The organism is Geodermatophilus sp. URMC 61 (assembly GCF_052931555.1).
This window is the reverse complement of sequence record NZ_JBRFHZ010000002.1, coordinates 5,343,064-5,366,709: the sequence shown is the minus strand read 5'-3', so window position 1 is coordinate 5,366,709 and position 23,646 is coordinate 5,343,064. Positions and strand designations below refer to the sequence as shown.

Sequence of the window (23,646 nt, the reverse complement as noted above, 5' to 3'; positions counted from 1 at the left end):
CCCGTCCCGTCACCCCTGTGGGTGAACCGGCACCGCACCGCCGAGGCCCGGGCCGCCACCGGCTGGGCGCGGGGCGGGCCGGCGTGGGGTCAGGTCCGCCCGTGGACGGTGAGGAGGACCGCGGCGTCCTGACCGAGGATCGGCCGGGCGGTGACCGGCACCGGGATGCGCCCCCTCCAGAGCCCCGGCTCGGGCTCCTCGTCGGTCAGCGGCCCCTTGTCCGGCTGCCAGTCGCGGAGTGCACCGGGGATGACCGAGTTCCACGCGGCGAAGGCCCGCGGAGGTGCCTCCCCGTCGCCGGGCTCGATGTCGACGACGAGGGTGTCCTCCCAGTCGGCCGTCTGCTCCAGGTGGTCGAAGAAGCCGAAGACGCCCCCGCTCTGCCGGACGGAGATGAGCCGGAGCCGTAGGGCGTGGCGCAACCTCGGCACGGGGGTGTCGGTCCCGGGGACGACGGGCCGGGGCGCCCTGGTGCTTAGGAAGGTGGTCAGCAGCGGCACCGGGGTGTCGGCGGTGTCCTCCTCGCGCCGCCACTCGATCTGGACCGGGCAGTGGTGCGCCGTCGTCTGCTCGTGCATGAGGATCGGCAGCCCGCGGATGGACAACTGCGTCTCCAGCTGCCAGACGATGTCGTCGTCGGCCGCGCCGCGCACCCGCAGCCCGGCGAACTCCGCGGTCACCTCCAGGTCGCCGAACAGGAAGCGGCGCAGGTTCTGGTAGCCCTCCTCGGAGTTGACCATCCCGTACCGCCCGCTGTGGCTGCGGTGCACGAAGGCCCGGTGGGCGCCGGGGACGTACGCGTTGTCGATCTGCACCAGACCGTCGCTGCGCACTCCCACGGCCTTGGACGACAGCCCTGCGGCGACGTCGTAGTCCTCGGGGTTCGTGCCCACCAGGCAGAAGACGCGCCCCAGGGGGAACCCGTCCTCCGGCATCTCGGCGGCGCGCCAGCCCGGCGGCGGTCCGTCCGACCGCCCGGACGTCGACGTCCGGGGACTGAGGTACTCGTACATCCGCTCGGGGCCGAAGACGGCGGCGCCCTGGACGTCGAACAGGTCGCGCAACCCCTCCACCACGCCCCAGCCGACGGCGAGCTCGATGCCGTCGTGCGGGGTGCCGTAGGTGAACAGGCGCTCGACGTAGTCCTCGGCGCGTTCCCCGCGGTCGGGGATGACCCGCTGGATCATCGACCGGCAGACCAGGCCGCCCATCGAGTGCGCGACCAGGTGCACCCGCGGCGCACCGGTCTTCTGCAGGACCAGCTGCACCAGCTGGAACAGGTCCTCGGCGGCCTTCTCGATGGAGAACTCCTCGGGATGGCGGCCGAAGGTCGAGGCGGACACGTCGTAGAAGCGGTGCACCCAGATGCTGGCCTCCGGCACCGACTCGTCCGCGCGGGACCTCAGGTACGCCAGCTGGCCGCCCTCGACGAGGAGCCGGTACCCGTCGTCACCGATCAGCCGCAGCAGCGGGCTCTCGAACTGGTAGAACACCGGGTCCCTGCTGGCACCGACCCGGACGTGCACCGAGCCCTCGTTGAAGCCGTACAGCGGGTCGTCGACCGCCCGGTCGATCCCCGACGTCCCGCCGGCGTACCCGCGGACGTAGACGATGGGCAGCTTCACGCTCCCCTCCCTCGGGACGACGGCCGCTCGATCACTCCGGCGGCCGACGGGTCGGCGGTCCGGGTCCTCCGTGGGTCGGGCGCGCGCCGGCCCGGCCCCGCTCGACTCCTGACGGGACGGGCGACGGAGGAAGCGGGGCCACGGCACGGCGTCCTCCTCAGAGGTCCAGCGTCCGGGCTGCGACCAGAGCGCCCGCCGCGAGCCCCTCGACGCGCACGGCCCGAGCGGTCAGGTCGTCCGGCGCTCGGCGCGGAGCCAGCACGGCCGGCTGCGGGGTCTGTGTCATGGCGGGTGTCTAGCGCTGGCAGCGTCACCGTTCCGTCACGGCGCTCGAGAGCGGGACCGCGACGAGGACGGGGGAAGGGGCGGGCGTGCCGGCCCGGCTCGGCCGGCAGAGCACGCCCTCGCAGGTCGAGGTGGTCGGTCCCCGCAGCCGCGGCACGGGGACGGCCACCGCCACGGGGATCCAGCGGGCGGAGGGCCCCGCTGGATGGGTCCGGGGTCAGGAGCCGAAGGCGTCGCAGAGGTCGACGACGTCGGCGTCGAGCCGCAGGCCGTCCACCGCAGTGGACTCCCCGGTCGCGGGATCGACCGTCAGGCGCAGCAGGATCGTGCCCTCCTCGAAGTACATGAGGTACGGCAGGCCGGCCTCGTCCGCCGCCGCCCGCTCGACGTCGTTGCCGGCCCAGAGCACCGAGGGTCCGTCGACCTCGACGACCACCTGGGTGCCGTCGGACGAGATCAGGTCCCAGCTGGGACCCGAGACGTCCACCTCGTCGATGGTGGCGCCGTCGGACTGCCGGGTGAGGTCGACGGTCCGGCTGCCGCGGAACTCGACGAACGTGGCGCCGTCGTCCAGGACCTGCTGCCGCATCTCCGCCTCGCGGACGTCCCCACCGGCGATCGTGACCACCGATCCGCAGGCCTCCACGTCGACCGGGTCGTAGAACTCCTCCGGGACGGGAACCCAGCCCTCGTCGCCACCGGGTGGCTGTGCGTCCGCCGCGGCGGCCACGCCTCCGGACAGGACCATCACCGTCGCCGCGGTTCCCACCAGGACTCGTCGCACCGCGCCCACCTCCTCGCCGAGTCGGACCCTCGGCGGCGGAGCGTAGGGAGGAACGCGGCAGCCCGCGCCGGTCCGAGGTCGGTCGCGCGCGGGACGACCGCGTTCCGTCCCCGGCAGTGCGGCGGCGGCTACCCGCCGGTGCGGGCCGTCGGAGGTCTCGCCTGCGGTCACGACCGGCAGCCGCGACCGGCTAGCCTGCCGGCGTGCCCGATCGGGACGACGTCCGTGTGCTCGCCCTCGCGCTGCCCGAGGGCGGCGATCGGCTGGACCGCTCCCGGTACGACCTGGAGTTCGCCGAGGACTTCACCGGCACCGAGGTCGACCCGCGCCGGTGGATGGCCCACTACCTGCCGCAGTGGACGACCCCCGACCGGTCGGCGGCCCGGTACGACCTCCTCCCCGGGGTCCTCCGGCTCCGGATCGACGCGGACCAGCCCGCCTGGCGCCCCGACGACGGTGAGCTGCGCGTGTCGAACCTGCAGACCGGGTCGTTCTCCGGCGAGGTGGGGTCCGACCGCGGGACACACCGTCACCGCCCCGACCTCCGGGTCGCGACCGCCGTCCCCACCCGCCGGCTGTACACGCCGAGCAGTGGGCTGGTCGAGGCGCGTCTGCGGGCCGTCCCCGACCCGACCTGCATGATCGCGCTGTGGCTCGTGGGCCTGGAGGAGGCCGCACCGGAGCAGTCCGGGGAGATCTGCATCGCCGAGCTGTACGGCCACGCCGTCGGCCCGGACGGCTCGACCGTGCGCCTGGGCGTCAAGGCCCACCACGACCCCGGGCTCGTGACCGACATGGCCGACGTCGCCCTCGACCTCGACGCCGGCGACTGGCACTCCTACGCCGCGGCGTGGGACGCCGGCGAGACGCGCTTCTACGTCGACGACGAGCTCGTCCGGGTGGTGCCGCAGGGCCTCGCCTACCCGCTGGTGCTGATGGTCGACCTGTTCGAGTTCCCCGTCGGGGCCGATCGGGACCCGGCGGCCTACCCGAAGGCCGCCGAGGTCGGCCCGGTCCGCGGGTACCGACCGGCCTCCGACCGGCAGGCGTGATAGGGGCGGTGGCCGCGCGGCCTGGTGGCACCCGGACCGCTCGGCGTCTCCCGGGAGACGCCGAGCGTCCCGCGGGCGTCCATCTCGCCCTGCGCGGTCAGCCCCCGGACAGGGACTCCTCGACCAGGGCGGAGAGCACCGGACCCAGCAGCGTGGCGTACTCGACGGTCACGTGGTTGTCGTCGCGGAAGACCAGCGTGTCGCCCACGATCACGGGGCACCGGTCAGCGGTGCAGAACAGGTCGGCCAGGTCGGCGTACTGCCCTCCGCCGGCGGTCACGGCCGCCTCCTCCGCCGCGATGCCGGCGTCGTTCAGACCGGCCCCGCGGGTGGGCGCGCACTCGGCGGCGCTGGCCAGGTGCTCCGACAGGCAGGTGGGGACGTTGCCGTGCGGATCCGGGAGGGGGCCCAGGACCAGCACCGGGGCGATGGTGCGCAGGCCGGCCACCGTGCGGGCCAGGCTGTCGACCCACCTCGGGTCGTAGGACGCGAACCCGAAGTCGTCGCCGTAGCGTCGGGACGTGCCGAGCACGATGAGCGCCGGCGGTGCGGCGCGCAGCTCGTCGACCACCCGGGTCCGCCACTGCTCGCACTCGACGTACTCCCGGCCCAGGTAGGGGCTGGTGATCGGCAGGTCGAGCAGCGGACAGGTCACCTTGGCCCGCACCTGCAGCCGCCAGTGCCGCTGCTGGGCGGTCGACTGCAGGGCGGGCTGCCACTGTGCCGCGTGCGAGTCCCCGACCAGGGACACCGTGACGCTGCCCGCCGGGTCGCCGTAGCTGCAGTCCGGCTGTCGCATCTGCGTCCAGGAGAGCGCGCACCCCTCGCGGAACGGCGCCTGCTTGCTGTAGGGGGCACGGTCCAGCGTCGGGGTGAGGTTGGACGGCACGCGCTCCACTCCGACGGACGCCGAGACGGCTGCCTGCACCTGCGCGGTGAGCGTCAGCACCGCCGCCTCCTCGGGATCCACCTCGGGAGGGGGCGGCGTGCTGGGCGGTGCGATCGTCGGCCGGGCCGCTGCGGCCCCCTCCCCGGCCGGGACGGGCACGACCGCCAGCAGGACCAGCGCCGCTGCCGCGCCCGTTGCGGTCGTCGTGGCGCCGAGGAGGAGGCTGCGGCCGGTCGACCGCCGCAGCGGCGCAGCGAAGCGCACGGGGTCCTCGACGAGACGCACGGTCAGGACCGCGAGACCCGCGGCGAGGAGGCCTGCTGACAGCCGGCCACCGAGGCCGAGGGAGCGGCCGACCAGCGCCGGCGCGAGCAGGAGCACCGGCCAGTGCCACAGGTACCAGGAGTAGGACAGCCGTCCCACCGCGCGCATCGGGGCGAGGGCCAGGAGCGAGCCCACTCCCTGGCGGGGGGACGCGCAGCCGCCGCCCACGACGAGGGCGGCGCCGAGGACGGGAGCGAGGGCGGCCACGCCGGGAAAGGGGGTCGACTCGCCCAGCCGGACGCTGGCGGCGACGACCAGCCCGAGGCCCGCCCATCCCGAGGCCGCGGCGACCACCGCGGGCAACCGGTGCCACCAGCGGGCGGTCAGCGCGACCAGGCCGCCGACGGCCAGCTCCCACGCCCGGGAGGGCAGCGAGAAGAACGCCCACGCCGGCAGCGTGGTCGTCCACCGCAGCGAGACGGCGAAGGAGGTCGCCGCGAGCGTCGCGAGGACGGCCAGGTAGGGCGTGACGGACCGGTGGTCCGGGGGCGTCCGGCGGCGGGTCAGGCGGTGCACCACGTAACCGGTCCCCAGCAGCAACGCCGGCCAGAACAGGTAGAACTGCTCCTCCACCCCGAGCGACCAGTAGTGCTGGAACGGTGAGGGGACGACGTCGGCGGCCAGGTAGTCCGTGCCCTGGACGGCGAAGCGGTGGTTGCCGGCGTACAGAGCACTGGCCACGCCGTCCACCAGCACGCTGCGGGCCTCCAGCGGGGGCAGCAGCCAGGCCGACGCCGCGGCCGTGGCGACCAGCACGGTGATCCCCGCGGGCAGCAGCCGCCGGGCGCGGGCGCCGTAGAAGCGGCCCAACCGCAGCCGGCCGGTGCGCTCGACCTCGCGCCAGAGCATCCCGGTGATCAGGAACCCGGAGATCACGAAGAAGACGTCGACCCCGACGAACCCGCCGCCCAGGCCCGGCGTCCGGGCGTGGAACAGCACGACCGCCAGGACCGCGACGGCCCGCAGGCCCTCGACGTCGGGGCGGAACCCCGGCCCCCGTTCGCGCTCAGCCACCGAGGCAGGGCTCCGGAGCCCGGGACGGCGGCCCCGAGCGGACCACGGCCCGGGACGACGGCCCCCCGTTGGGCGACCGGTCTGCCGCCGCCAGGGCACCCGGCACACGACCGCGGCGTCCCGCAGGCGGCCACGCGGGGTGGGGGGCACGCCGACCTCGGCCTCCAGTTCCTCGCTCCGGTCCCGCAGCGAGCCGAGCGGTGGCGCGCTGCGGACCGGTAGGCGTCGCCGGCGCTCGGGCCCTACCCGGCACGGTGGGCCGGAGCACGAGCCTCCCGCGAGCCGGACCGGCTCGGTCGTCGTGTTGCCGGCGGTCTCGTCGGGGACGGTGCACAGGTCCCTCCGTCAGGGGGAGCGGCCCGCCCGGCGCCACTCCTGCGGCGGGATGCCGTGCGCGGCCCGGAACCGCCGGATCAGGTACCCCGCGTCGGCGTAGCCCACCCGGCCGGCCACCGCCTGCACCGTCAGGTCGGTCTCGGCGAGCAGCCGGCGGGCCTCGGCGAGTCTCCGCTCGGTGATCCACTGCTGCACCGTCCGCCCCGTGCGCCGGCCGACCACCGTCGTCAGGTGCCCGGCCGACAGCCCCACCGCCTCGGCCACCTGCCGCAGCGAGATCGGCTCGGCGTACCGCCGCTCGGGGTCGTCGCGCAGCCGCAGGGAACCCGGGACGGCGGCCGCCAGCCGGGCCAGCTCCACCAGCAGCAGGGTCAGCTGGGCCAGCGCGGCCTCGGCGTACCCCTCCCGCAGCTCGCGGTCCAGCTCGTCGAACCGTCGCGACCACGCGGGCCGGTCCGCCTCCGGCACCGACAGCCGCTGGACCCCGCCGGCCCGGTGCCCGACGAACGGGAACAGCAGCGGGTGGGCCCGCCAGGAGCCGAAGGAGCCCGGGCTGCGCCGCTCCACCGCGTCCGGTGGGAAGAACGCCGACCACACCGTCGCCCCGGCGGCGTCCCCGCTCCACTCCGGCGTCACCACCTCCCCCGGAGCGATCACGAAGAGGTCCCCCGGCGTGACCTCCCACCACCGGCCGTCCAGGCACAGCCGGCCCGCGCCACGGTCGACGAAGCTGAGCACGAGGAAGTCGTGCGCGTGCGCCCCGTGCAGCCAGCCCTCGACGGGCGCGTGGGTCCCCTCGAAGCGGGTGACGGTCACCGGTGGCCGCCCGGGGACCCGCTCGTACCCGTAGACCGGCGCACCATCGGCCAGGCGCCCGGTCAGCGGCCGGCCGACGGGTCGCCGAGGTGCCGAAGATGGTCCCATCCCGACCGATGTCCCGCCCTTGTCGTCGCCCGTGCAACGGCCGAGAGTAGCGGCAGCGAACGGAAGATCGTCCAGGACGGAGGGGGATCGGCATGGGTGGGACGACCGGCGCCACGGGCACGCGGACGGCGGTGACCGGCGGGCAGCGCAGCTTCCTCCCCGGGATGCGGCACGCCTGGCTGCTGCCCCTCTACGACCCGCTGAACCGGCTGCTCGGCGTGCGGCGGATCCGCCGGCAGCTGCTCGACCAGGCGGCCCTCCGGCCCGGCCAGCGCGTCCTGGAGATCGGCTGTGGCACCGGCGACCTGCTGCTCGCGGCCAAGCGGGACCAGCCCGCGGCGGTCGTCGTCGGACTCGACCCCGACCTCGCCGCGCTGGCCCGCGCCGACCGCAAGGCCCGCCGCCGCGGGCTGACCGTCCAGCTCGACCGCGGCTACGCCGACGAGCTGCCCTACGCCGACGACAGCGTGGACGTCGTCCTCTCCTCGTTCATGCTGCACCACGTGCCGGACGGCGAGCGGGAGCCGGCGATGCGCGAGGTGCGCCGGGTGCTGCGGCCCGGGGGTGCGCTGCACCTGGTGGACGTGGGCGGGTCCGGCGACTCCGGCCACCGGCACCGGTTCACCCGGGAGCACGCGGTCGACGACGTCCCGGACCTGCTCCGCCGGGCCGGGTTCGCCGAGGTCGCGGAGACCGGCTCCGACGTCCACCGCTGGGTCGGCCGGTACACCTGCTACCGCGCGACCGCCTGAGTCCGGCGAGCACCCGGGTCAGCGGCCGGCCAGCTCCACGACCGCGTCGATCAGCGCCTGGCCGTCCAGCAGCACACGGTCGTTGTGGTCGGCGCCCGGGACCTCCACCAGTCGGTGCAGGTCGGCCGCCGCCGCGGCGACGGCGCGGCTCTGCGCCGGCGGGACGATCGAGTCGGCGTCCCCCAGCACCACCGTGGTCGGCACCCGGATCGTCGCGATCCGCTCCGCCACCGGATAGCGGTCGCGCAGCAGCGCGCGGACCGGCAGGAACGGGTAGTGCTCCGCGCCGACGGCGGCGAGGTCGACGAACGGCGAGCGCAGCACCAGCCCGGCCGGCGGGTGCTCGGTCGCGAGCTCGGTGACGACGCCGGCGCCCAGGCTCTCGCCGAGGTAGAGCAGCCGGTCCGGCGACACCCCGGCCTCCTCCACCAGGTGGGCGCGGGCGGCGCGCACGTCCCGTGCCAGCCGCTCCTCGCTGGGACTGCCGGGGTTGCCGCCGTAGCCGCGGTAGTCGAAGAGCAGCACCGCCAGCCCCCGCCGGGCCAGCGCCGCGGCCAGCGGCGCCCGCAGCCCGCGGTGCCCGCCGTTGCCGTTGGCCACCAGCACGGCGGGGGCCTCCGCGTCGCGGCCGGGCAGGAACCAGGCCCCCAGCCGCAGCCCGTCGGAGGTCTCCAGGACGACGTCCCGGGCGCCGGGCAGCACCGTGGCGGCCGCGGGCACCGGGCCGTCGTCGGGCAGGTAGACGAGCCGCCGCTGCCACCCCCACAGCAGACCGGTCAGCACGACGAGGACGACGGCGAGGACGAGGACCGCGCGGGCCAGGCGCCGGACCGGGCCCCGTGCGGCCATCTCACCTGCGGCCGGGCAGCACCGCGTCGACCAGGTGCGGACCCGGGGCGCCCAGCGCCGCGCGCAGCTGCTCGGCCAGCTCCTCGGCGGTCGTGGCGCGGGTCGCGGGCACGCCCATGCCGGTGGCCAGCGCGACGAAGTCCAGCGACGGCCCACCCAGGTGCAGCAGCTCGCCGGCGCGCTTGCCGTCCTCGGCCGCCCCGACCCGCGACAGCTCGTGCTCGAGGATCGCGTAGGAGCCGTTGTCGCAGACGACGACGGTGACGTCGAGCTGCTCGCGGGCCATGGTCCACAGCGCCTGGATCGTGTACATCGCGCTGCCGTCGGCCTGCAGCGCGAGCACCGGCCGGTCCGGGCAGGCCACCGCGGCGCCCACGGCCATGGGCAGCCCGTCCCCGATCGCCCCGCCGGTCAGTGGCAGCCAGTCGTGCCGCGGCGCCCCGGCGGTCAGCTCGGCCAGGCCGACCCCCGAGGTCAGCACCTCGTCGACCACGATCGCCCGCTCCGGCAGCAGTGCCCCGACCACGGCCGACAGTGCCCGCGGCGTGAGCTCCCCACTCGGCAGCTCCGGCCGCGACGCCTCCAGCAGCTCCGCGCTCGCGTCCGGTGCCACGGCCTCGGCCAGCGCCCGCACCGCGGCGCCGCCGTCCTCACCGGGCGCGGACAGCACGTGCACCGTGCAGTCCTCGGGCACCGGCGTCCCGGGCACGCCGGGGTAGCCGAAGAAGTGCACCGGCGACGTGGCACCGGCCAGCACCAGGTGGCGGGTACCGGCCAGCGCGGCGATCGCCATCTCCGGGGGGTACGGCAGCTTGGGCAGGTCCGGAAGGCCCGCGCCGCGGACCGTCCGCGCGGAGAAGGTCTCGGCCATCAGTCGGGCGCCGGTGCCCGCGGCGACCTGCCCCGCGGCCAGCAGGGCCTCCTCGCCCGCGACGACGTCCCCGCCGAGGAACAGCACGGTGGGCTCGCCGGACCGCAGCACCGCGGCCACGTCGTCCACCACCGACGGCGCGACCTGCGGAGCCGGGCGCGCCGGCTGGGGCGGCGCCGGCTGGGCACCGTCCTCCCACGACACGTCGGCGGGCAGCACCAGCGTGGCGATGCCGCGCCGCGCGGACTCCGCGACCGCCTCGGCGGCGTCGGCGGCGACGTCGGCCGGGGACAGCGAGCGGCGCAGCCAGCCCGACACCGCACCGGCCAGGGCGTCCAGGTCGGACTCCAGCGGCGCGTCCAGCCGCTTGTGCGAGCGGGCGTGGTCGCCCACCACGTTCACCACCGGCGCGCCGCCCCGGCGGGCGTTGTGCAGGTTGGCCAGGCCGTTGGCCAGCCCCGGGCCCAGGTGCAGCAGCGTGGCCGCCGGCCTCCCGGCCATCCGCGCGTAGCCGTCGGCGGCGCCGGTCGCGACGCCCTCGAACAGCGTCAGCACGCCGCGCATCTCGGGGACGTCGTCGAGCGCCGCGACGAAGTGCATCTCCGACGTGCCGGGGTTGGCGAAGCAGACGTCGACCCCGGCGGCCACCAGCGTGCGGATGAGTGCCTGTGCGCCGTTCACGCCCGCGACCCTCGCACGCTCCCGCGGGCCCGGCAGCTCAGAAGGTGAGGACCAGCCGTCCGCGGACGCCGCCGCGCGCCAGCCGCCGGTGCGCCTCGGCGGCCTGCTCGGCGGGCAGCACGTCGGCCACGCGCAGGGTCAGCACGCCCTGCTCGGCCTGCTCGCGGAGCCGGTCGAGCGCCGCCCGGTCCTGGGCCACCCGCCGCACCAGCGTCGGGTGCACCCGGACCCGGCCGGAGCCGTCGCCCCGGTAGCCGCGCACGGTCGCCACCGCGCCGCCGTCGCGCACCGCGGGCAGCACCAGCGCGTCCTGCACCGCGCCGTCGGCCAGGCCGTCGACGCCGTCGGGGAAGCGCTCGCGGATCCGCGCGGCGACGTCGTCCCCCCGGCGGACGACGACGTCGGCGCCCAGGTCGCGCACCAGCTGCTCGTCGGCCTCGGACGCGTCGGCGACCACGGTCAGCCCCTCGGCCCTGCCCAGTTGGACGACGTAACCGCCGAACGCCCCGGCCGCGCCGGTCACCGCCAGCACCTGCCCCGGCTGCAGCCCCATGAGGTCGAGCGCCAGCCGGGCGGTGAGCCCGTTCATCGGCAGCGTCGAGGCCTCGGCGTCGGTGCTGCCGGCCGGCGTGCGGACCACCGAGGCGGCCGGCAGCACGAGGTCCTCGCGGTAGGCGCCGTGCGCTCCCGAGGGGACGACGATCGCCATCACCCGGCCGCCCACCTGCAGGTCGGTGTCGGTGTCCGGGCCGATCTCGGCGAGCACCCCGGCGGCGTCCATCCCCGGCACGTAGGGGAACTCCTGCACCGGGTCGCGCCCGGCGTAGGCGCCCTCACGCAGGTGCGTGTCGGTAGGGCTGACCGCCGCCGCGGTCACCCGCACCCGCACCTGGCCCGGCCCCAGCGGTTCCGGCGGGACGTCGACGACGTGCAGGGCCTCCGGCCCACCGAACTCGGTCACCCCGACAGCTCTCATGTCCGGAAGCCTCGCGGACGCCACCGGCCCTGTTCCCGCGGGGTGCCGCCGGCGTGTCGGGAATGGTGCGCGCACGCCGATCGCTGAACACGTGGAGCACCGCACGCCCGCCCCCGACCCGAGAGGCCGAGCATGCCCACGCTGCTGTCGTCCCGCCCCGTCTCCCTGGACCCGGCCCCGCGCCGGCGGCGTCGCCTCCGTCCCACGCTGGTGGCCGCGGGCATCGGCCTGGCGTTGCTGGTGCCCGCCGGTTTCCAGGTGGCCGACTGGCTGCCGGACCGGCCGTTCGACCAGAACGTCGTCGACACCAGCACTCCTCCGCTGCTGCTGGCCCTCGACGACCTCTCCGAGTACCACGCCGCGACCGGCACCTTCCAGGTCGTCGTCGAGCGCGAGGTGGACACCCGGTACGTCCCGTCGGTGATCAGCGGCGAGTCGGTGAGCTTCCTGGCGACCGGCACCGCCGATGCCTACGTCGACTTCGCGGGCCTCGACACCGGCCGGGTCGCCCTCTCCCCCGACGGCACGTCGGCGACCATCGCGCTCCCCGCCCCGCGGCTGGGCGAGGTGCGCATCGACCCGGCCGGGAGCCGGGTGCTCGACCGCGACCGCGGGCTGCTCGAGCGGGTCGGTGACGCGATCGGGGACAACCCGGTCGACGACAGCGAGATGTACGCGCTGGCCGAGGACCGACTGGCCGCCGCCGCCGCGCAGAGCGACCTGCGCGAGCGCGCCGAGGCCAACACCCGCGACATGCTGACCGGCCTGGCCCGCTCGCTCGGCGTCCAGCAGGTCGAGGTCACCTTCGACGAGCCGGCCGACGGCGAGAGCTGACGTCCTCCCGGGACCTCTCCCCCTGCCCCGCATGGTGGGCAGCGGGAGAGCGCCCGGGAGGACACCCCGCGGCCGTCAGGGCCTCAGCGCTTGAGCGCGTACTCCTTGAGCAGGCCCCGGCTGATGATCGTCTTTTGGATCTCGCTGGTGCCCTCGCCGATGAGCAGGAACGGCGCCTCGCGCATGAGCCGCTCGATCTCGTACTCCTTGGAGTACCCGTAGCCGCCGTGGATCCGGAAGGACTGGGTGGTCACCTCGGCGCAGTACTCGCTGGCCAGCAGCTTGGCCATGCCGGCCTCGACGTCGTTGCGCTCGCCGGCGTCCTTGAGCCGCGCGGCCCGGACCATCATCGCGTGCGCGGCCTCCACCTTGGTCGCCATCTCGGCGAGCTGGAAGGCGATCGCCTGGTGCTGGGCGATCGGCTTGCCGAAGGTCTCCCGCTGCTGGGCGTAGGCGATGGCCAGCTCGAACGCGCGGATGGAGATGCCGCACGCGCGCGCGGCGACGTTGACCCGGCCCACCTCGACGCCGTCCATCATCTGGGCGAAGCCCTTGCCGGGCACCCCGCCGAGGACGGCGTCGGCGCCGATCCGGAAGCCGTCGAACACCAGCTCGGTGGTGTCGACGCCCTTGTAGCCCATCTTGTCGATCTTGCCCGGGATGGTCAGCCCGGGGACGACCTCGCCGAAGCCGGCCGGCTTCTCGACCAGGAAGGTCGTCAGGTTCTGGTGCGCCTTCTCGGCGCCCTCGTCGGTGCGCACCAGCGCGGCGACCAGGGTGGAGGACCCGCCGTTGGTCAGCCACATCTTCTGGCCGTCGATGACGTAGCCGTCGCCGTCGCGGCGGGCCCGGGTGCGGATGCCCGCGACGTCGGAGCCCAGCCCCGGCTCGGACATCGAGAACGCGCCGCGGACCTCACCGGTGGCCATGCGCGGCAGGAAGCGCTCCTTCTGCTCGGCCGTGCCGTGCTGGAGGATCATGTAGGCGACGATGAAGTGGGTGTTGATGACGCCGGAGACGCTCATCCAGCCGCGGGCGATCTCCTCGACCACCAGCGCGTAGGTCAGCAGCGACTCGCCCAGTCCGCCGTACTCCTCGGGGATCGTCAGCCCGAAGATGCCGAGCTCCTTGAGCCCGTCGACGATCTCCTGCGGGTAGGCGTCGGCGTGCTCGAGTTCCTGCGCGGTCGGGATGATCTCCTTGTCGACGAAGGTCCTGACCGTCGACAGGATCTCCTGCTGGATGTCGGTCAGGTCGGCGGTCTGCGCCAGACGGGTCATCGCGTCGCTCCTCCGGGGACTCCGGTGTCCGGGTTACCGGTGAGTATGGGACAGGTGCCGGACGGCGTCCGTGTGCGCCTGCTCACCCTGCGGGGCCCCGCACGTCTAGCGTTCGACCGACCAGCCCCGAGCGCCGGAGGACGACGATGACGCAGGACGACGCCCACCGCGGGGCCCCCGACCCCACACCGTCCACCGGCGGCGAGGCCCCGCGGCAGCCCGCTCACCCGCCGCTGCCCTCCTACGGTGCGCACGGCTCCACGGGGGCCGGCGCGACTGCAGGGCACGGTGCCCCCGGCCAGCCGGGGTACGGCGCGCCGCCCGGGTACGGCAGCCAGCCGGGGTACGGCGTCCCACCGCCCTACGGCCAGCCCGCGTACGGCCCGCCGCCCGGGTACGGCGTGCCCGGCTACGGACCCCCGCCGGGCTACGGCTACCCGCGGCCGACCAACACGCTGGCCATCCTGTCGCTGGTGATGGCGTTCGTCTTCAGCCCGGTGGGTCTGGTGCTCGGCATCGTGGCCCGCCGGCAGATCCGCCAGACCGGCGAGCAGGGCGACGGCCTGGCGCTGGCCGGGATCATCATCGGCGGGATCGCCACCGCGCTGGCCGTGCTCGCCTTCCTGTTCTTGTTCCTCGCGCTCGCCTCGGTCGGCTCGGTGGACTTCGCCCCCTGAGGGACCCGAGGCATAGGAGGCTTTGCCTACGTCTTACGGCCGGCAGACGTATGCAGAGCCTCCTTTGCCTGGGCGTCAGCTCTCCGGCGGGGTGAAGGACGAGGTGCGCTGCATCCCGGCGGCGCGGCCCTTGCCGGCGATGACCAGCGCCATCTTGCGGCTGGCCTCGTCGATCATCTCGTCGCCGAGCATCGCCGAGCCCTTCGTGCCGCCGGCCTCCGAGGTGTACCAGTCGTAGGCGTCGAGGATGAGCTCGGCGTGGTCGTAGTCGGCCTGCGAGGGCGCGTAGATCTCGTTCGCGGCGTCGATCTGGCCGGGGTGCAGCACCCACTTGCCGTCGAACCCGAGGACGGCCGAGCGCTTGGCGACCTCGCGGAAGGCGTCGACGTCGCGCACCTGCAGGAAGGGGCCGTCGATGGCCTGTACGCCGCGGGCGCGGGCGGCCATGAGGATCTGCATGAGGATGTAGTGGAACGGGTCGCCGGCGTAGTCCGGGTGCAGCGCCCCCACCACCAGCGACTTCATGTTGATGCTGGCCATGAAGTCGGCCGGGCCGAAGATGATCGTCTCGATCCGCGGGCTGGCGAAGGCGATCTGGTTGACGTTGATCAGGCCCTGCGCCGTCTCGATCTGCGCCTCGATGCCGATCCGGCCCACCTGCAGGCCGTTGGCCTTCTCGATCTGGGTCAGCAGCATGTCCAGCGCCTGCACCTGAGCGGCGTCGGCGACCTTGGGCAGCATGATGCAGTCGAGGTTCCCACCGGCGCCGCCGACGACCTCGATGACGTCGGTGAAGGTCCACTCCGTGGTCCAGTCGTTGACCCGGACGGTGCGGATCTTCTCGCCCCAGCCGCCCTCGTTCAGCGCCGCGACGATGTTCTTGCGGGCACCGGGCTTGGCCAGCGGTGCGCAGGCGTCCTCCAGGTCCAGGAACACCTGGTCGGCGCCCAGGCCCTTGGCCTTCTCCAGGAAGCGGGGGTTGCTGCCGGGGACGGCGAGGTTGGAACGGCGGGATCGGAGCTCGGCCACGGTGCCTCCGCTACTAGGTGATCTGTCAGCTACCGAAGGGTAGCGACGGCCCGAGGCGGCCTCGGAGGCGCTCAGGTGCCCGGCTCGGCCAGGCCCGTGGGACGGCTCGCCCGCACGACGAGGGCGACGCCGACGACGACCAACGCGACCCCGGGCAGGGCCAGCAACGGGGGCACCTGCTGCAGCAGCACCAGCGCGAACAGCAGGGCGCCGGGCACCTCGAGCAGGATCACCAGGCTGACCATCGTCGGGCCGACCGAGGACAGCACCAGGTTGAACAGCGTGTGCCCGAGCAACTGGGCGCAGACGGTGATCGCGACGACGAGCAGCCAGTCGCGAGCGGCGAAGCCGACGAGCGGGTTGCCGACGGCGACCGCGGCGACCGCGATCGCCGCGGCGCACACCGAGTAGCAGACCACCGCGTACGCCGAGGTGGGAAGCCGCTGCCGGGCGCGTGCCCCGGCCAGCACGTAGCCGCCGGCGCAGATCGCACCCAGCAGCGCCAGCCCGTCACCGGCCAGGGCCCGCAGGCTCACCATGACGTCCACCCCGGCGATCAGCGCCACGCCGACCACCGCCAGCACCAGCCCCCACCAGGTCGCGGCGGGCAGCCGCACCCCGCTGACCCGCGCGACCAGCGCCGTCCAGATCGGGGTGGTGGTCACCAGCGCGGTGGAGGCCGCGACCGTCGTCATCGACAGGCTGGGCAGCCATGCGGCGAAGTGCGCGGCGAGGAAGAGGCCGGCGACGACGGAACTGGTCAGGTCGCGCGGCCGCAAGCCGGCCAGCACCGACCGCTCGCGCAGCAGCAGCACCGGCAGCAGGGCCGCTGCCCCGCCGACGTTCCGCCAGAACGCCAGCGCCAGCATCGGCGCGGCCAGCATCGTGGTCAGCGGCGCCGACACCGAGACGCCGACGACCCCGACCGCCATGATCGCGACGTCGCGCCCACCGGGCCGGTGCAGCGCCCAGGCGCTGGCCGGGCGGCCGCCCTGCAGGGACCCGCCGCGAGCTCGCGAGTGGTGGGGGGCAGGCGGGCCCGTCATGGGACCCGGATGCGTCCGCGGGCCACCGGCACCACCGCACCGCGGACGGTCGCCGCGACCGCGCGGCCCCCGGAGGCGGTGACCGTGCACGACAGCACCGAGGGGCGGCCCATCGCCTCGCCCTGGTGCAGGACGTAGGACGACGTCCCCTCCGGCGCGAGCAGGCCGGTGGCGACCAGCCAGACACCGGTGCCCAGCGCGGCCGAGCCGGTGGCCGGGTCCTCGCCCCAGGCCAGGTCGGCGGCGAAGACGCGGGCGCGGGCGGCGCCGGTCGCGCCGTCCCAGGAGAGCACCGAGACCCCCTCCCCCACGCCGTGTCCGCCGAGCAGCGCGGGGTCCGGCGCGGCGTCGTCCACCACCTCGGGTCGGACGGCGAGGAAGGCGAAGGGCAGGCCGCACCCGGCGACGTGCGCCGGCAGTCCCACGGCGTCGGCGGCGGAGAGCCCCAGGGCCTCGGTCAGCGCGGCCGGGTCCGGCCCGTCCTCGACGGTGGGCCGTCCGCCGGACAGCGTCGCGCCGTCGTCGTCCACGACCACGTCGAGGACGCCGGCGCCGCACTCCTGCCGCAGGGTGCCGGCGGGCAGCCGGCCGGCGCGGACGAGCGCGGACGCCGCGCCGACGCTGGGGTGCCCGGCGAAGGGCAGCTCGGCGTACGGCGTGAAGATGCGGACGCGATAGTCCGCGCCGGGCTCGGTGGGTGCCGAGAGGAACGACGTCTCCGACAGGTGGAACTCGTTGGCCAGCGCCTGGCACTGCTCGGTGGAGAGCCCGTCGGCGTCGAACACCACGGCCAGCGGGTTGCCGGCGAAGGCGCGCGGTGCGAAGACGTCGACGACCTCGTAGTCCAGCTCTCCGGGGGCAGCCACGGCTCGACGGTAGCCTCAGGCCTCGGTGACCGGGCTGGCGAGGTCACGCACGGGCACGGCACGCCCGGCACGGGGCCGACGAGCGCCAGCGAGGAGGACCCGTGACGACGGCGACCAGGGCGTACGTCTCCCGGCTCGCCGGGATGCCCGTCTTCGACCCGAACGGCGACCGCGTCGGCAAGGTCCGCGACGTGGTGGTGGCGCTGCGCGTAGGGACCGCGGCGCCCCGCGTGCTCGGCCTGGTCGTCGAGGTCGTGGCCCGCCGTCGCATCTTCGTGCCGATGGGCCGGGTGACCGCGGTCGACCCGGGAGCGGTGGTGCTCTCCACCGGCACGCTGAACCTCAAGCGCTTCGAGCAGCGTCGCGGGGAGACGCTGGTGCTCGGTGAACTGCTCGACCGGCGGGTGCAGATCACCGAGTCCGGCCGGCCCGCCACGGTGGTCGACGCGAGCATGGAGCAGACCCGCACCGGCGACTGGGTGCTCTCCCGCCTCGCCGTCCAGGAGCCGGGCCGGCTGGGCCGCCGCGGCCAGCTGCACCAGCTCGAGTGGGACGAGGTGACCGGGCTGGCCCTGCCGCAGGCCGGGCAGGGCGCCGAGACGCTGATCGCCACCTACCGCGAGCTCAACGCCGCCGACCTCGCCCACGCGCTGCAGGACCTGCCGATCAAGCGGCGGCACGAGGTCGCCGAGGCCCTGGACGACGAGCGGCTGGCCGACGTGCTCGGCGAGCTCCCCGAGGCCGACCAGATCACCATCCTCGGCACCCTCCACGAGGGCCGGGCGGCCGACGTGCTCGAGGTCATGGACCCCGATGACGCCGCGGACCTGCTGGCCGAGCTCTCCAACGTCGACCGCAACCGGCTGCTGGAGCTCATGGAGCCCGACGAGGCCGAGCCGGTGCGCCAGTTGCTGCAGTACTCCGAGGACACCGCCGGCGGGATCATGACCAGCGAACCGGTCATCCTCACCCCGGACGCCACGATCGCCGAGGCGCTGGCCCGGGTCCGCGACCCCGCGCTGACCCCGGCGCTGGCCAGCCAGGTCTACGTCTGCCGGCCGCCGTCCGCCACCCCCACCGGCCGGTACCTCGGCCTGGCGCACATCCAGCAGTTGCTGCGCGAGCCGCCGTCGAGCTTGGTCAGCGGGGTGCTCGACGACCTCGAGCCGCTGCGGCCCGAGGCGCCGCTGGCCGAGGTGACCCGCTACTTCGCCACCTACAACCTGGTCGCCGCCCCGGTCGTGGACACGCAGGGCCACCTGGTCGGCGCGGTGAGCGTGGACGACGTCCTCGACCACCTGCTGCCCGAGGACTGGCGCGAGCGGGCCCGCCGTGGCTGAGGGCCGCCGGCTCGACGTCCCACGAGGCGCCCGGCACTTCGGCACCTTCCTGCGCCTGGACCCCGACGCGGTCGGCCGGTACGCGGAGGGCATCGCCCGGTACCTCGGCACCGGCCGGTACCTCGCGGTCCAGACGGTCATCGTGATCGTGTGGATCCTGCTCAACGTCTTCGCCATCCGGCTGCAGTGGGACCCCTACCCGTTCATCCTGCTCAACCTGGCCTTCTCCACCCAGGCTGCCTATGCCGCGCCGCTGATCCTGCTGGCGCAGAACCGGCAGGCCGACCGCGACCGGGTGCAGGCCGAGGAGGACCGCGCGCGGGCGGCGCAGACCCGCGCGGACACCGAGTACCTGGCCCGCGAGCTGGCCGCGCTGCGGGTGGCCATCGGCGAGCTGGCCACCCGCGACTTCATCCGGGGCGAGCTCAACCGGATGACCGAGGAGAGTCCCGAGGAGGCCGAACGGCGCGAGCGCAAGGCCAGGAGGAAGCGGGAGGCCGCGGCCCGCGAGGCGGCCGGCTGAAGGAGGACCACCCTTCCACCCCTCGCAGGCTCGGCGCGGGCCCCTGGAGGGTGGCCGACCTCCACGACTCGCAGGCTCGGGGCGGTGCCCGGAGGATCCTCTGTCAGCCGGCGAGGCGCGCGGCGGCCCGGTCCAGCCGGCTGGTCACCTGACGGACCCCCGTGGCGGCGGCCAGCCCCTGCACCGGCACGTCGACGTAGACGCTCTCGGCGCGAGCGACCTGGTAGGTCTCGTGCCAGACCCCGACCGCACCCGGGATGCGGCGGGCACGCCGGTTGAAGGCGGTCCACGCCGGGCGGTGCCGCGCCCCCCTGTCGGTGGCGTAGCGGTAGACGTCCTCGACGCTGCGCCAGTACTGGACGAGCACCGGCCCTCGCCAGCCCAGCGTCATGCGGTAGCCGAGGAAGCCCGAGTCGGGGTCCCGCGCGAGCTCGGCGAGCATGGGGCCCATGGCGGCCAGGGTGGGCAGCCAGGCGTCGGGGCGGTGCAGCGCGTTGATGCGCATCCCGATCAGGAAGACGGTCAGGTCCCCCTCGTGCGCGTGGGTCTAGCGGCCCCGGGCGATGCGTGCCATGACGTCCTCCTGGTTGGATAGTGATGCTCTCCAATATTGGAGAGTGCAGGTATCCAACGTCAAGGAGGACACGTGCAGATCTCCGGGCTGGCCCGCCGGGCCGGGGTCCCGGTCGCGACCGTGAAGTACTACCTGCGCGAGGGGCTCCTGCCGTCGGGCGAGCTGACCGGTGCGACCCGGGCGCGGTACGGCGAGGACCACCTGGAGCGGCTGCGGCTGGTCCGCGCCCTCCTCGGGCCGGGCCGGTTGTCCGTCGCCCGGGCCCGGACGGTGCTGGCCGCCGTCGACACCCCCGGCACCTCCGTGCACGCGGCCCTGGGCGCTGCCCACCGGGCGCTGCCCGGCGTGGGGTCCGAGGGGCAGGTCGACGTGGAGCAGGCCCGCGCCGTGCTGCGGCGTCAGGGGTGGCGGGTGGCCGAGGACTCCCCCGCCCTCGTCGCGCTCGCCGGCGCCCTGGATGCGCTGCGCGCCGCCGGCGCGGCACCGACCGACGAGCTGCTCGACCGCTATGCCGAGGCCGCCGGCCGGATCGGCGAGCAGGACGTCGCCGAGGTGCCGACCGGCTCCGTGGCCGAGGCCGTCCGCTTCGTGGCGGTCAACACCGTGCTGCTCGAGCCGGTGCTGCTGGCGCTGCGCCGGCTGGCCCAGGAGGACGCCTCCCGCCGCCGGTTCCCGGACGACTGCTGAGGGTCGAGCGAGCAGCGTGGCCAGGACGGCGCGCCCCGGCCGGCCAGGTCGCGGCTGCGAGCAGGACCACCGGGTCGACTGCACCCGCATCCTGCGTGACACCCGCCGACCCGGCCGCCCGCCGCGCCGGACAGCCAGGGAGCCGGTCGGCGCTCGGCCGATTCCTGTCGGTCCCCCGCTCTACGGTCTCCACCCGAGGAGGACCTCACGTCCGGCGCCGATCAGTCGTCCACCGGGCATGGGGACGATGACGATGAGCAGGACGCACACCGTGGTGCCGTCACCGATCGGCCCGCTGACCGTCGTCCGCGACGGGGACGGCGCGCTCGTGCGGCTGGCGATGTCGCCTCCGGGCGCGCTCGCGGCGGAGGCGCTCGGCGAGCGGGCCGACACGGGGTTCGAGGACGTCGCGCGCCAGCTCGCCGAGTACTTCGCCGGCGAACGGACCGCCTTCCACCTGCCCCTGCGCCCCGTCGGCAGCCCCTTCGAGCTGGCCGTGTGGGACCAGTTGACCCGCATCCCGTACGGCGAGACCCGCTCCTACGGGTACGTCGCCGAGGCGGTCGGCGAGCCGGGCGGCGCCCAGGCCGTCGGCGCGGCGAACGGGAGGAATCCGATCGCGGTCGTGGTGCCCTGCCACCGGGTGATCGGCCCCGACGGCAGATTGGTCGGGTTCGGCGGAGGGCTACCTCGCAAGCGCTTCCTGCTCGACCTGGAGCAGCGCGCCGACCGGCTCTTCTGACCTGCGGCGGCGCCGTTCGGGGTGGGGCGGACCGGGCGATCGTGCGCGGCCCCCTGCAGGGTCCCGCCGCGAGCCTGCGAGGGGCGGGGAGCAGGGGGCCTCCTTCAGCCGGTGAGGACGTGTACCAGCGCGCCGGTCGCCCCGGCCAGCGCCAGGACGACGATGAACGGCGCCCGCAGCGCCAGCGCGAGCGCGGCGACCGCCAACCCGGCCAGCCGCCCGTCGACCACCAGCGCGGGCCCGGACGTGGCCGCCTGGACGGCCACCAGCGCGGCCAGCAGCGCCGCGGGGACGAACTCCACGACGCGGGTCACCCACGGCCGCTCGACCCAGGCGGCCGGCACCGACAGCCCGGCCAGCTTGAGCAGGTAGCAGCCCACGGCCGCGACGAGGACCACCGTCCACAGCGTCGCGCTGCTCACGAGTCCTCCTCACCGGCGCCCGTCGACCGCGTCGGCGGGGCCGCTCCGTCCTCGGGTGAGCTCGCGAGCTCGCCCGCCTCCGGCCGCGGCCGCCCGGCCAGCGCCACCGCGACGACGGCGGCGATCACCTGCACCCCGGCCGGCACCAGCGGGGTGAGCAGCAGCGCGACGACCGCGCCGCCGAGAGCGACCCGCCGCTGCACCGCGGCCTCGGGGAAGCCGCGCGTCAGCCGCGGCCACAGCAGCGCCAGGAAGGCGGCGGGGACGACGGCGTCCAGCGCGGCCTGCGCCGTCCCCCCGAGCTCGGAAGCGCCGAGCGCGCCGAGGACCGTCGTCAGGTTCCAGCCGAGGTAGATGGTCGCGCCGGTGGCCCAGAACGCCAGCCGGCCCAGCTCCCGGTCGGGCGCGGCGACGGCCATCGCGGTGGTCTCGTCGATCACCCAGTGCGCCGCGCCGACCCGGCGCAGCCCGCTGCGCGGGGCGAGCAGCGGGGCGAGCCGGACGCCGTAGACGGTGTTGCGGGTGCCCAGCAGCAGAGCGCTGCCGATCGCGGCGAGCCCCCCGCCCCCGGCCCCGAGGACGCCGACCAGCGCGAACTGCGAGGCGCCGGTGAACATGACCGCCGAGAGCACCAGCGCCTGCGAGACGTCGAGCCCGGCGGCGTTCGCGGCGGCACCGAACGCCACGCCGTAGAGGCCCACCGCCGACCCCAGCCCGACGGCGTCGCGGAGGGTGGCGGTGCGGGCGTCGGGCACGGCAGCGAGGCTAACCAGCCCCCCGGACGGACCCGGCCCCCCTCGGGACGGACACCGGCGGGTCGCCGGGCCGTGGGCGGGACCCCGCGGCGCCGTGCGTGCAGGTCCGTGGCGGCCGCCGTCGTCGGGGCTGCGTAGGAGATCACCCTCCGGACGGCGGCCGGGCCGGTTGACGGCCGTACAGTGGCAGGAGGCCCGTGAACGCAGGTCACCGCCGTTCCTCGGCGGACCGGACCGGGTCCACCGTCGAAGGAGACAGACGCACACCATGTCCGCCCCGCTGACCGGCGCGCCGGCGCTCGACGCCGTCAACGCCGCACTGGCCACCGTCCAGGACCCGGAGATCAACCGACCGCTTCCCGAGCTCGGCATGGTCAAGGACGTCCAGATCGCCGAGGACGGCACCGTCCGGGTCGAGGTCTACCTGACCGTCGCCGGCTGCCCGATGCGCGAGACGATCACCAGCCGGGTCACCCAGGCCGTCTCCGCCGTCCCCGGTGTCACCTCGGTGCAGGTGGGCCTGGACGTGATGAGCGACGAGCAGCGCGCCGAGCTGCGCCGCACGGTGCGGGGCACCGATGCGCCCGACCCGGTGATCCCGTTCTCCCAGCCCGGTTCGCTGACCCGCGTGTACGCCGTCGCGTCGGGCAAGGGCGGCGTGGGCAAGTCGTCGGTCACGGTCAACCTGGCGGCGGCGCTGGCCAAGCGCGGCCTGTCGGTGGGCGTGGTGGACGCCGACATCTACGGCCACTCGGTGCCGCGGATGCTGGGGGTCGACGACAAGCCGACCCAGGTCGACAACATGATCATGCCGCCGCAGGCCTACGGCGTGAAGGTCATCTCGATCGGCATGTTCACCCCGGGCAACACCCCCGTCGTGTGGCGCGGGCCGATGCTGCACCGCGCGCTGCAGCAGTTCCTCGCCGACGTGTGGTGGGGCGACCTCGACGTCCTGCTGCTCGACCTGCCGCCCGGCACCGGCGACGTGGCGATCTCCATCGCGCAGCTGCTGCCGAACGCCGAGATCCTCGTGGTCACCACGCCGCAGCTGGCCGCCGCCGAGGTCGCCGAGCGGGCCGGCGCCATCGCCACGCAGACCCACCAGCAGGTGGTCGGCGTCATCGAGAACATGTCCTGGCTGGAGCTGCCCGACGGCTCGCGCATGGAGGTCTTCGGCTCCGGCGGCGGCCAGGCGGTCTCCGACGCGCTCACCCGCACCCTCGGTGCGCGGGTGCCGCTGCTGGGCCAGATCCCGCTGGACACCCGGGTCCGCGAGGCCGGGGACGCCGGTGCGCCGGTCGTGCTGGCCGACCCCGACGCCCCCGCCGCCCAGGCGCTGGCCACGATCGCCGACGGCCTGGCCACCCGCCAGCGCGGCCTGTCGGGCATGTCGCTGGGGCTCACGCCCGTCCGTCACTGAGCTGACCGGCAGAGGCCCGGTTCCCCTCCTGGGGAGCCGGGCCTCTCGGCGTCCCTGGCCATGGCCTGCGTTCCTCGTGGGATGCCGGC

Annotated in this window: 24 protein-coding genes; 9 read left to right on the top strand and 15 right to left on the bottom strand. The window is 75.2% G+C overall.

Features of this window, described 5'->3' with window-relative positions; genetic code table 11:
* Positions 1-89: 89 nt before the first annotated feature.
* From ACU610_RS25235 to ACU610_RS25225, 3 genes are all read right to left on the bottom strand, one after another.
* Positions 90-1,625: an esterase/lipase family protein gene (locus ACU610_RS25235; protein ID WP_446770429.1), complete on the bottom strand. Its 1,536-nt coding sequence runs from the start codon at positions 1,623-1,625 to the stop codon at positions 90-92.
* A 157-nt stretch (positions 1,626-1,782) separates the two neighbouring features.
* On the bottom strand, positions 1,783-1,911 hold the full coding sequence (locus tag ACU610_RS25230) for a hypothetical protein (RefSeq protein WP_446770428.1): 129 nt from the start codon (positions 1,909-1,911) through the stop codon (positions 1,783-1,785).
* Positions 1,912-2,127: 216 nt separating this feature from the next.
* Positions 2,128-2,694 (bottom strand): hypothetical protein, encoded by a 567-nt coding sequence (locus ACU610_RS25225; RefSeq protein ID WP_446770427.1) that lies wholly within the window; start codon positions 2,692-2,694, stop codon positions 2,128-2,130.
* Positions 2,695-2,897: 203 nt separating this feature from the next.
* On the opposite strand from ACU610_RS25225, the gene ACU610_RS25220 reads away from it, so the two are divergent.
* Complete coding sequence (locus tag ACU610_RS25220) at positions 2,898-3,746, top strand: glycoside hydrolase family 16 protein (protein WP_446770426.1); 849 nt, start codon at positions 2,898-2,900, stop codon at positions 3,744-3,746.
* 97 nt (positions 3,747-3,843) lie between these two features.
* Here the strand turns inward: ACU610_RS25220 and ACU610_RS25215 are convergent, their stop codons facing one another.
* Both ACU610_RS25215 and ACU610_RS25210 read right to left on the bottom strand, forming a co-directional pair.
* Positions 3,844-5,973, bottom strand: coding sequence for an acyltransferase family protein (locus tag ACU610_RS25215; RefSeq protein WP_446770425.1), 2,130 nt, complete (start codon positions 5,971-5,973; stop codon positions 3,844-3,846).
* Positions 5,974-6,318: 345 nt separating this feature from the next.
* Positions 6,319-7,125: an AraC family transcriptional regulator gene (locus ACU610_RS25210; RefSeq protein WP_446770424.1), complete on the bottom strand. Its 807-nt coding sequence runs from the start codon at positions 7,123-7,125 to the stop codon at positions 6,319-6,321.
* A gap of 200 nt (positions 7,126-7,325) precedes the next feature.
* Between ACU610_RS25210 and ACU610_RS25205 the strand changes: the two genes are divergently transcribed.
* A complete protein-coding gene (locus ACU610_RS25205; protein WP_446770423.1) occupies positions 7,326-7,985 on the top strand; it encodes a class I SAM-dependent methyltransferase in 660 nt (219 codons plus the stop codon).
* A gap of 18 nt (positions 7,986-8,003) precedes the next feature.
* Here ACU610_RS25205 and ACU610_RS25200 read toward each other — a convergent pair whose 3' ends face one another.
* Genes ACU610_RS25200 through ACU610_RS25190 form a run of 3 tightly spaced genes read right to left on the bottom strand, consistent with a single transcriptional unit; the run spans position 8,004 to position 11,362 of the window.
* The gene (locus ACU610_RS25200) at positions 8,004-8,834 is read right to left on the bottom strand and encodes an alpha/beta hydrolase (RefSeq protein WP_446770422.1); all 831 of its coding nucleotides are present in this window, start codon (positions 8,832-8,834) and stop codon (positions 8,004-8,006) included.
* A 1-nt stretch (position 8,835) separates the two neighbouring features.
* A complete protein-coding gene (locus ACU610_RS25195) occupies positions 8,836-10,386 on the bottom strand; it encodes an acetolactate synthase large subunit (protein WP_446770421.1) in 1,551 nt (516 codons plus the stop codon).
* Positions 10,387-10,423: 37 nt separating this feature from the next.
* A complete protein-coding gene (locus ACU610_RS25190) occupies positions 10,424-11,362 on the bottom strand; it encodes an NADP-dependent oxidoreductase (protein ID WP_446770420.1) in 939 nt (312 codons plus the stop codon).
* Positions 11,363-11,494: 132 nt separating this feature from the next.
* Here ACU610_RS25190 and ACU610_RS25185 point away from each other — a divergent pair, with 132 nt between their 5' ends.
* A complete protein-coding gene (locus tag ACU610_RS25185; protein WP_446770419.1) occupies positions 11,495-12,196 on the top strand; it encodes a DUF4230 domain-containing protein in 702 nt (233 codons plus the stop codon).
* A gap of 83 nt (positions 12,197-12,279) precedes the next feature.
* Here the strand turns inward: ACU610_RS25185 and ACU610_RS25180 are convergent, their stop codons facing one another.
* Positions 12,280-13,476 (bottom strand): acyl-CoA dehydrogenase family protein, encoded by a 1,197-nt coding sequence (locus ACU610_RS25180; protein ID WP_446770418.1) that lies wholly within the window; start codon positions 13,474-13,476, stop codon positions 12,280-12,282.
* A gap of 146 nt (positions 13,477-13,622) precedes the next feature.
* On the opposite strand from ACU610_RS25180, the gene ACU610_RS25175 reads away from it, so the two are divergent.
* Positions 13,623-14,153 carry a DUF4190 domain-containing protein gene (locus ACU610_RS25175; RefSeq protein ID WP_446770417.1) on the top strand — a complete coding sequence of 177 codons (531 nt, stop codon included), beginning with the start codon at positions 13,623-13,625 and terminating at the stop codon, positions 14,151-14,153.
* Positions 14,154-14,228: 75 nt separating this feature from the next.
* Here the strand turns inward: ACU610_RS25175 and ACU610_RS25170 are convergent, their stop codons facing one another.
* From ACU610_RS25170 to ACU610_RS25160, 3 genes are all read right to left on the bottom strand, one after another.
* The gene (locus tag ACU610_RS25170; RefSeq protein ID WP_446770416.1) at positions 14,229-15,182 is read right to left on the bottom strand and encodes an HpcH/HpaI aldolase/citrate lyase family protein; all 954 of its coding nucleotides are present in this window, start codon (positions 15,180-15,182) and stop codon (positions 14,229-14,231) included.
* Between the two features lie 71 nt (positions 15,183-15,253).
* The gene (locus tag ACU610_RS25165) at positions 15,254-16,228 is read right to left on the bottom strand and encodes a DMT family transporter (protein WP_446770415.1); all 975 of its coding nucleotides are present in this window, start codon (positions 16,226-16,228) and stop codon (positions 15,254-15,256) included.
* Positions 16,225-17,094: a PhzF family phenazine biosynthesis protein gene (locus tag ACU610_RS25160; protein WP_446770414.1), complete on the bottom strand. Its 870-nt coding sequence runs from the start codon at positions 17,092-17,094 to the stop codon at positions 16,225-16,227. Before ACU610_RS25160 ends, ACU610_RS25165 begins: the two co-directional genes overlap by 4 nt.
* Positions 17,095-17,195: 101 nt before the next feature.
* Between ACU610_RS25160 and ACU610_RS25155 the strand changes: the two genes are divergently transcribed.
* Positions 17,196-18,434 carry a magnesium transporter MgtE N-terminal domain-containing protein gene (locus ACU610_RS25155; protein ID WP_446770413.1) on the top strand — a complete coding sequence of 413 codons (1,239 nt, stop codon included), beginning with the start codon at positions 17,196-17,198 and terminating at the stop codon, positions 18,432-18,434.
* The gene (locus ACU610_RS25150) at positions 18,427-18,957 is read left to right on the top strand and encodes a DUF1003 domain-containing protein (RefSeq protein WP_446770412.1); all 531 of its coding nucleotides are present in this window, start codon (positions 18,427-18,429) and stop codon (positions 18,955-18,957) included. The genes ACU610_RS25155 and ACU610_RS25150 overlap by 8 nt, the downstream gene beginning before the upstream one ends.
* Before the next feature lie 103 nt (positions 18,958-19,060).
* Here ACU610_RS25150 and ACU610_RS25145 read toward each other — a convergent pair whose 3' ends face one another.
* A complete protein-coding gene (locus tag ACU610_RS25145) occupies positions 19,061-19,471 on the bottom strand; it encodes a DUF4188 domain-containing protein (protein ID WP_446770759.1) in 411 nt (136 codons plus the stop codon).
* Positions 19,472-19,603: 132 nt separating this feature from the next.
* On the opposite strand from ACU610_RS25145, the gene ACU610_RS25140 reads away from it, so the two are divergent.
* Entirely contained in the window at positions 19,604-20,218 is a 615-nt protein-coding gene (locus tag ACU610_RS25140) for a MerR family transcriptional regulator (RefSeq protein ID WP_446770411.1), read from the top strand.
* Between the two features lie 253 nt (positions 20,219-20,471).
* A complete protein-coding gene (locus ACU610_RS25135) occupies positions 20,472-20,960 on the top strand; it encodes a methylated-DNA--[protein]-cysteine S-methyltransferase (protein ID WP_446770410.1) in 489 nt (162 codons plus the stop codon).
* Positions 20,961-21,064: 104 nt separating this feature from the next.
* Here ACU610_RS25135 and ACU610_RS25130 read toward each other — a convergent pair whose 3' ends face one another.
* Positions 21,065-21,382 carry an AzlD domain-containing protein gene (locus tag ACU610_RS25130; RefSeq protein WP_446770409.1) on the bottom strand — a complete coding sequence of 106 codons (318 nt, stop codon included), beginning with the start codon at positions 21,380-21,382 and terminating at the stop codon, positions 21,065-21,067.
* Positions 21,379-22,137 (bottom strand): AzlC family ABC transporter permease, encoded by a 759-nt coding sequence (locus ACU610_RS25125; protein WP_446770408.1) that lies wholly within the window; start codon positions 22,135-22,137, stop codon positions 21,379-21,381. The genes ACU610_RS25130 and ACU610_RS25125 overlap by 4 nt, the downstream gene beginning before the upstream one ends.
* Positions 22,138-22,405: 268 nt before the next feature.
* Here ACU610_RS25125 and ACU610_RS25120 point away from each other — a divergent pair, with 268 nt between their 5' ends.
* Positions 22,406-23,557 (top strand): Mrp/NBP35 family ATP-binding protein, encoded by a 1,152-nt coding sequence (locus tag ACU610_RS25120; RefSeq protein WP_446770407.1) that lies wholly within the window; start codon positions 22,406-22,408, stop codon positions 23,555-23,557.
* Positions 23,558-23,646 lie beyond the last annotated feature (89 nt).

Coding starts and splice junctions, on each gene's coding strand:
- ACU610_RS25230 (WP_446770428.1), bottom strand. CDS start 1,911: ATGACACAGACCCCGCAGCCGGCCGTGCTGGCTCCGCGCCGAGCGCCG.
- ACU610_RS25205 (WP_446770423.1), top strand. CDS start 7,326: ATGGGTGGGACGACCGGCGCCACGGGCACGCGGACGGCGGTGACCGGC.
- ACU610_RS25200 (WP_446770422.1), bottom strand. CDS start 8,834: ATGGCCGCACGGGGCCCGGTCCGGCGCCTGGCCCGCGCGGTCCTCGTC.
- ACU610_RS25190 (WP_446770420.1), bottom strand. CDS start 11,362: ATGAGAGCTGTCGGGGTGACCGAGTTCGGTGGGCCGGAGGCCCTGCAC.
- ACU610_RS25185 (WP_446770419.1), top strand. CDS start 11,495: ATGCCCACGCTGCTGTCGTCCCGCCCCGTCTCCCTGGACCCGGCCCCG.
- ACU610_RS25180 (WP_446770418.1), bottom strand. CDS start 13,476: ATGACCCGTCTGGCGCAGACCGCCGACCTGACCGACATCCAGCAGGAG.
- ACU610_RS25175 (WP_446770417.1), top strand. CDS start 13,623: ATGACGCAGGACGACGCCCACCGCGGGGCCCCCGACCCCACACCGTCC.
- ACU610_RS25165 (WP_446770415.1), bottom strand. CDS start 16,228: ATGACGGGCCCGCCTGCCCCCCACCACTCGCGAGCTCGCGGCGGGTCC.
- ACU610_RS25135 (WP_446770410.1), top strand. CDS start 20,472: ATGAGCAGGACGCACACCGTGGTGCCGTCACCGATCGGCCCGCTGACC.
- ACU610_RS25120 (WP_446770407.1), top strand. CDS start 22,406: ATGTCCGCCCCGCTGACCGGCGCGCCGGCGCTCGACGCCGTCAACGCC.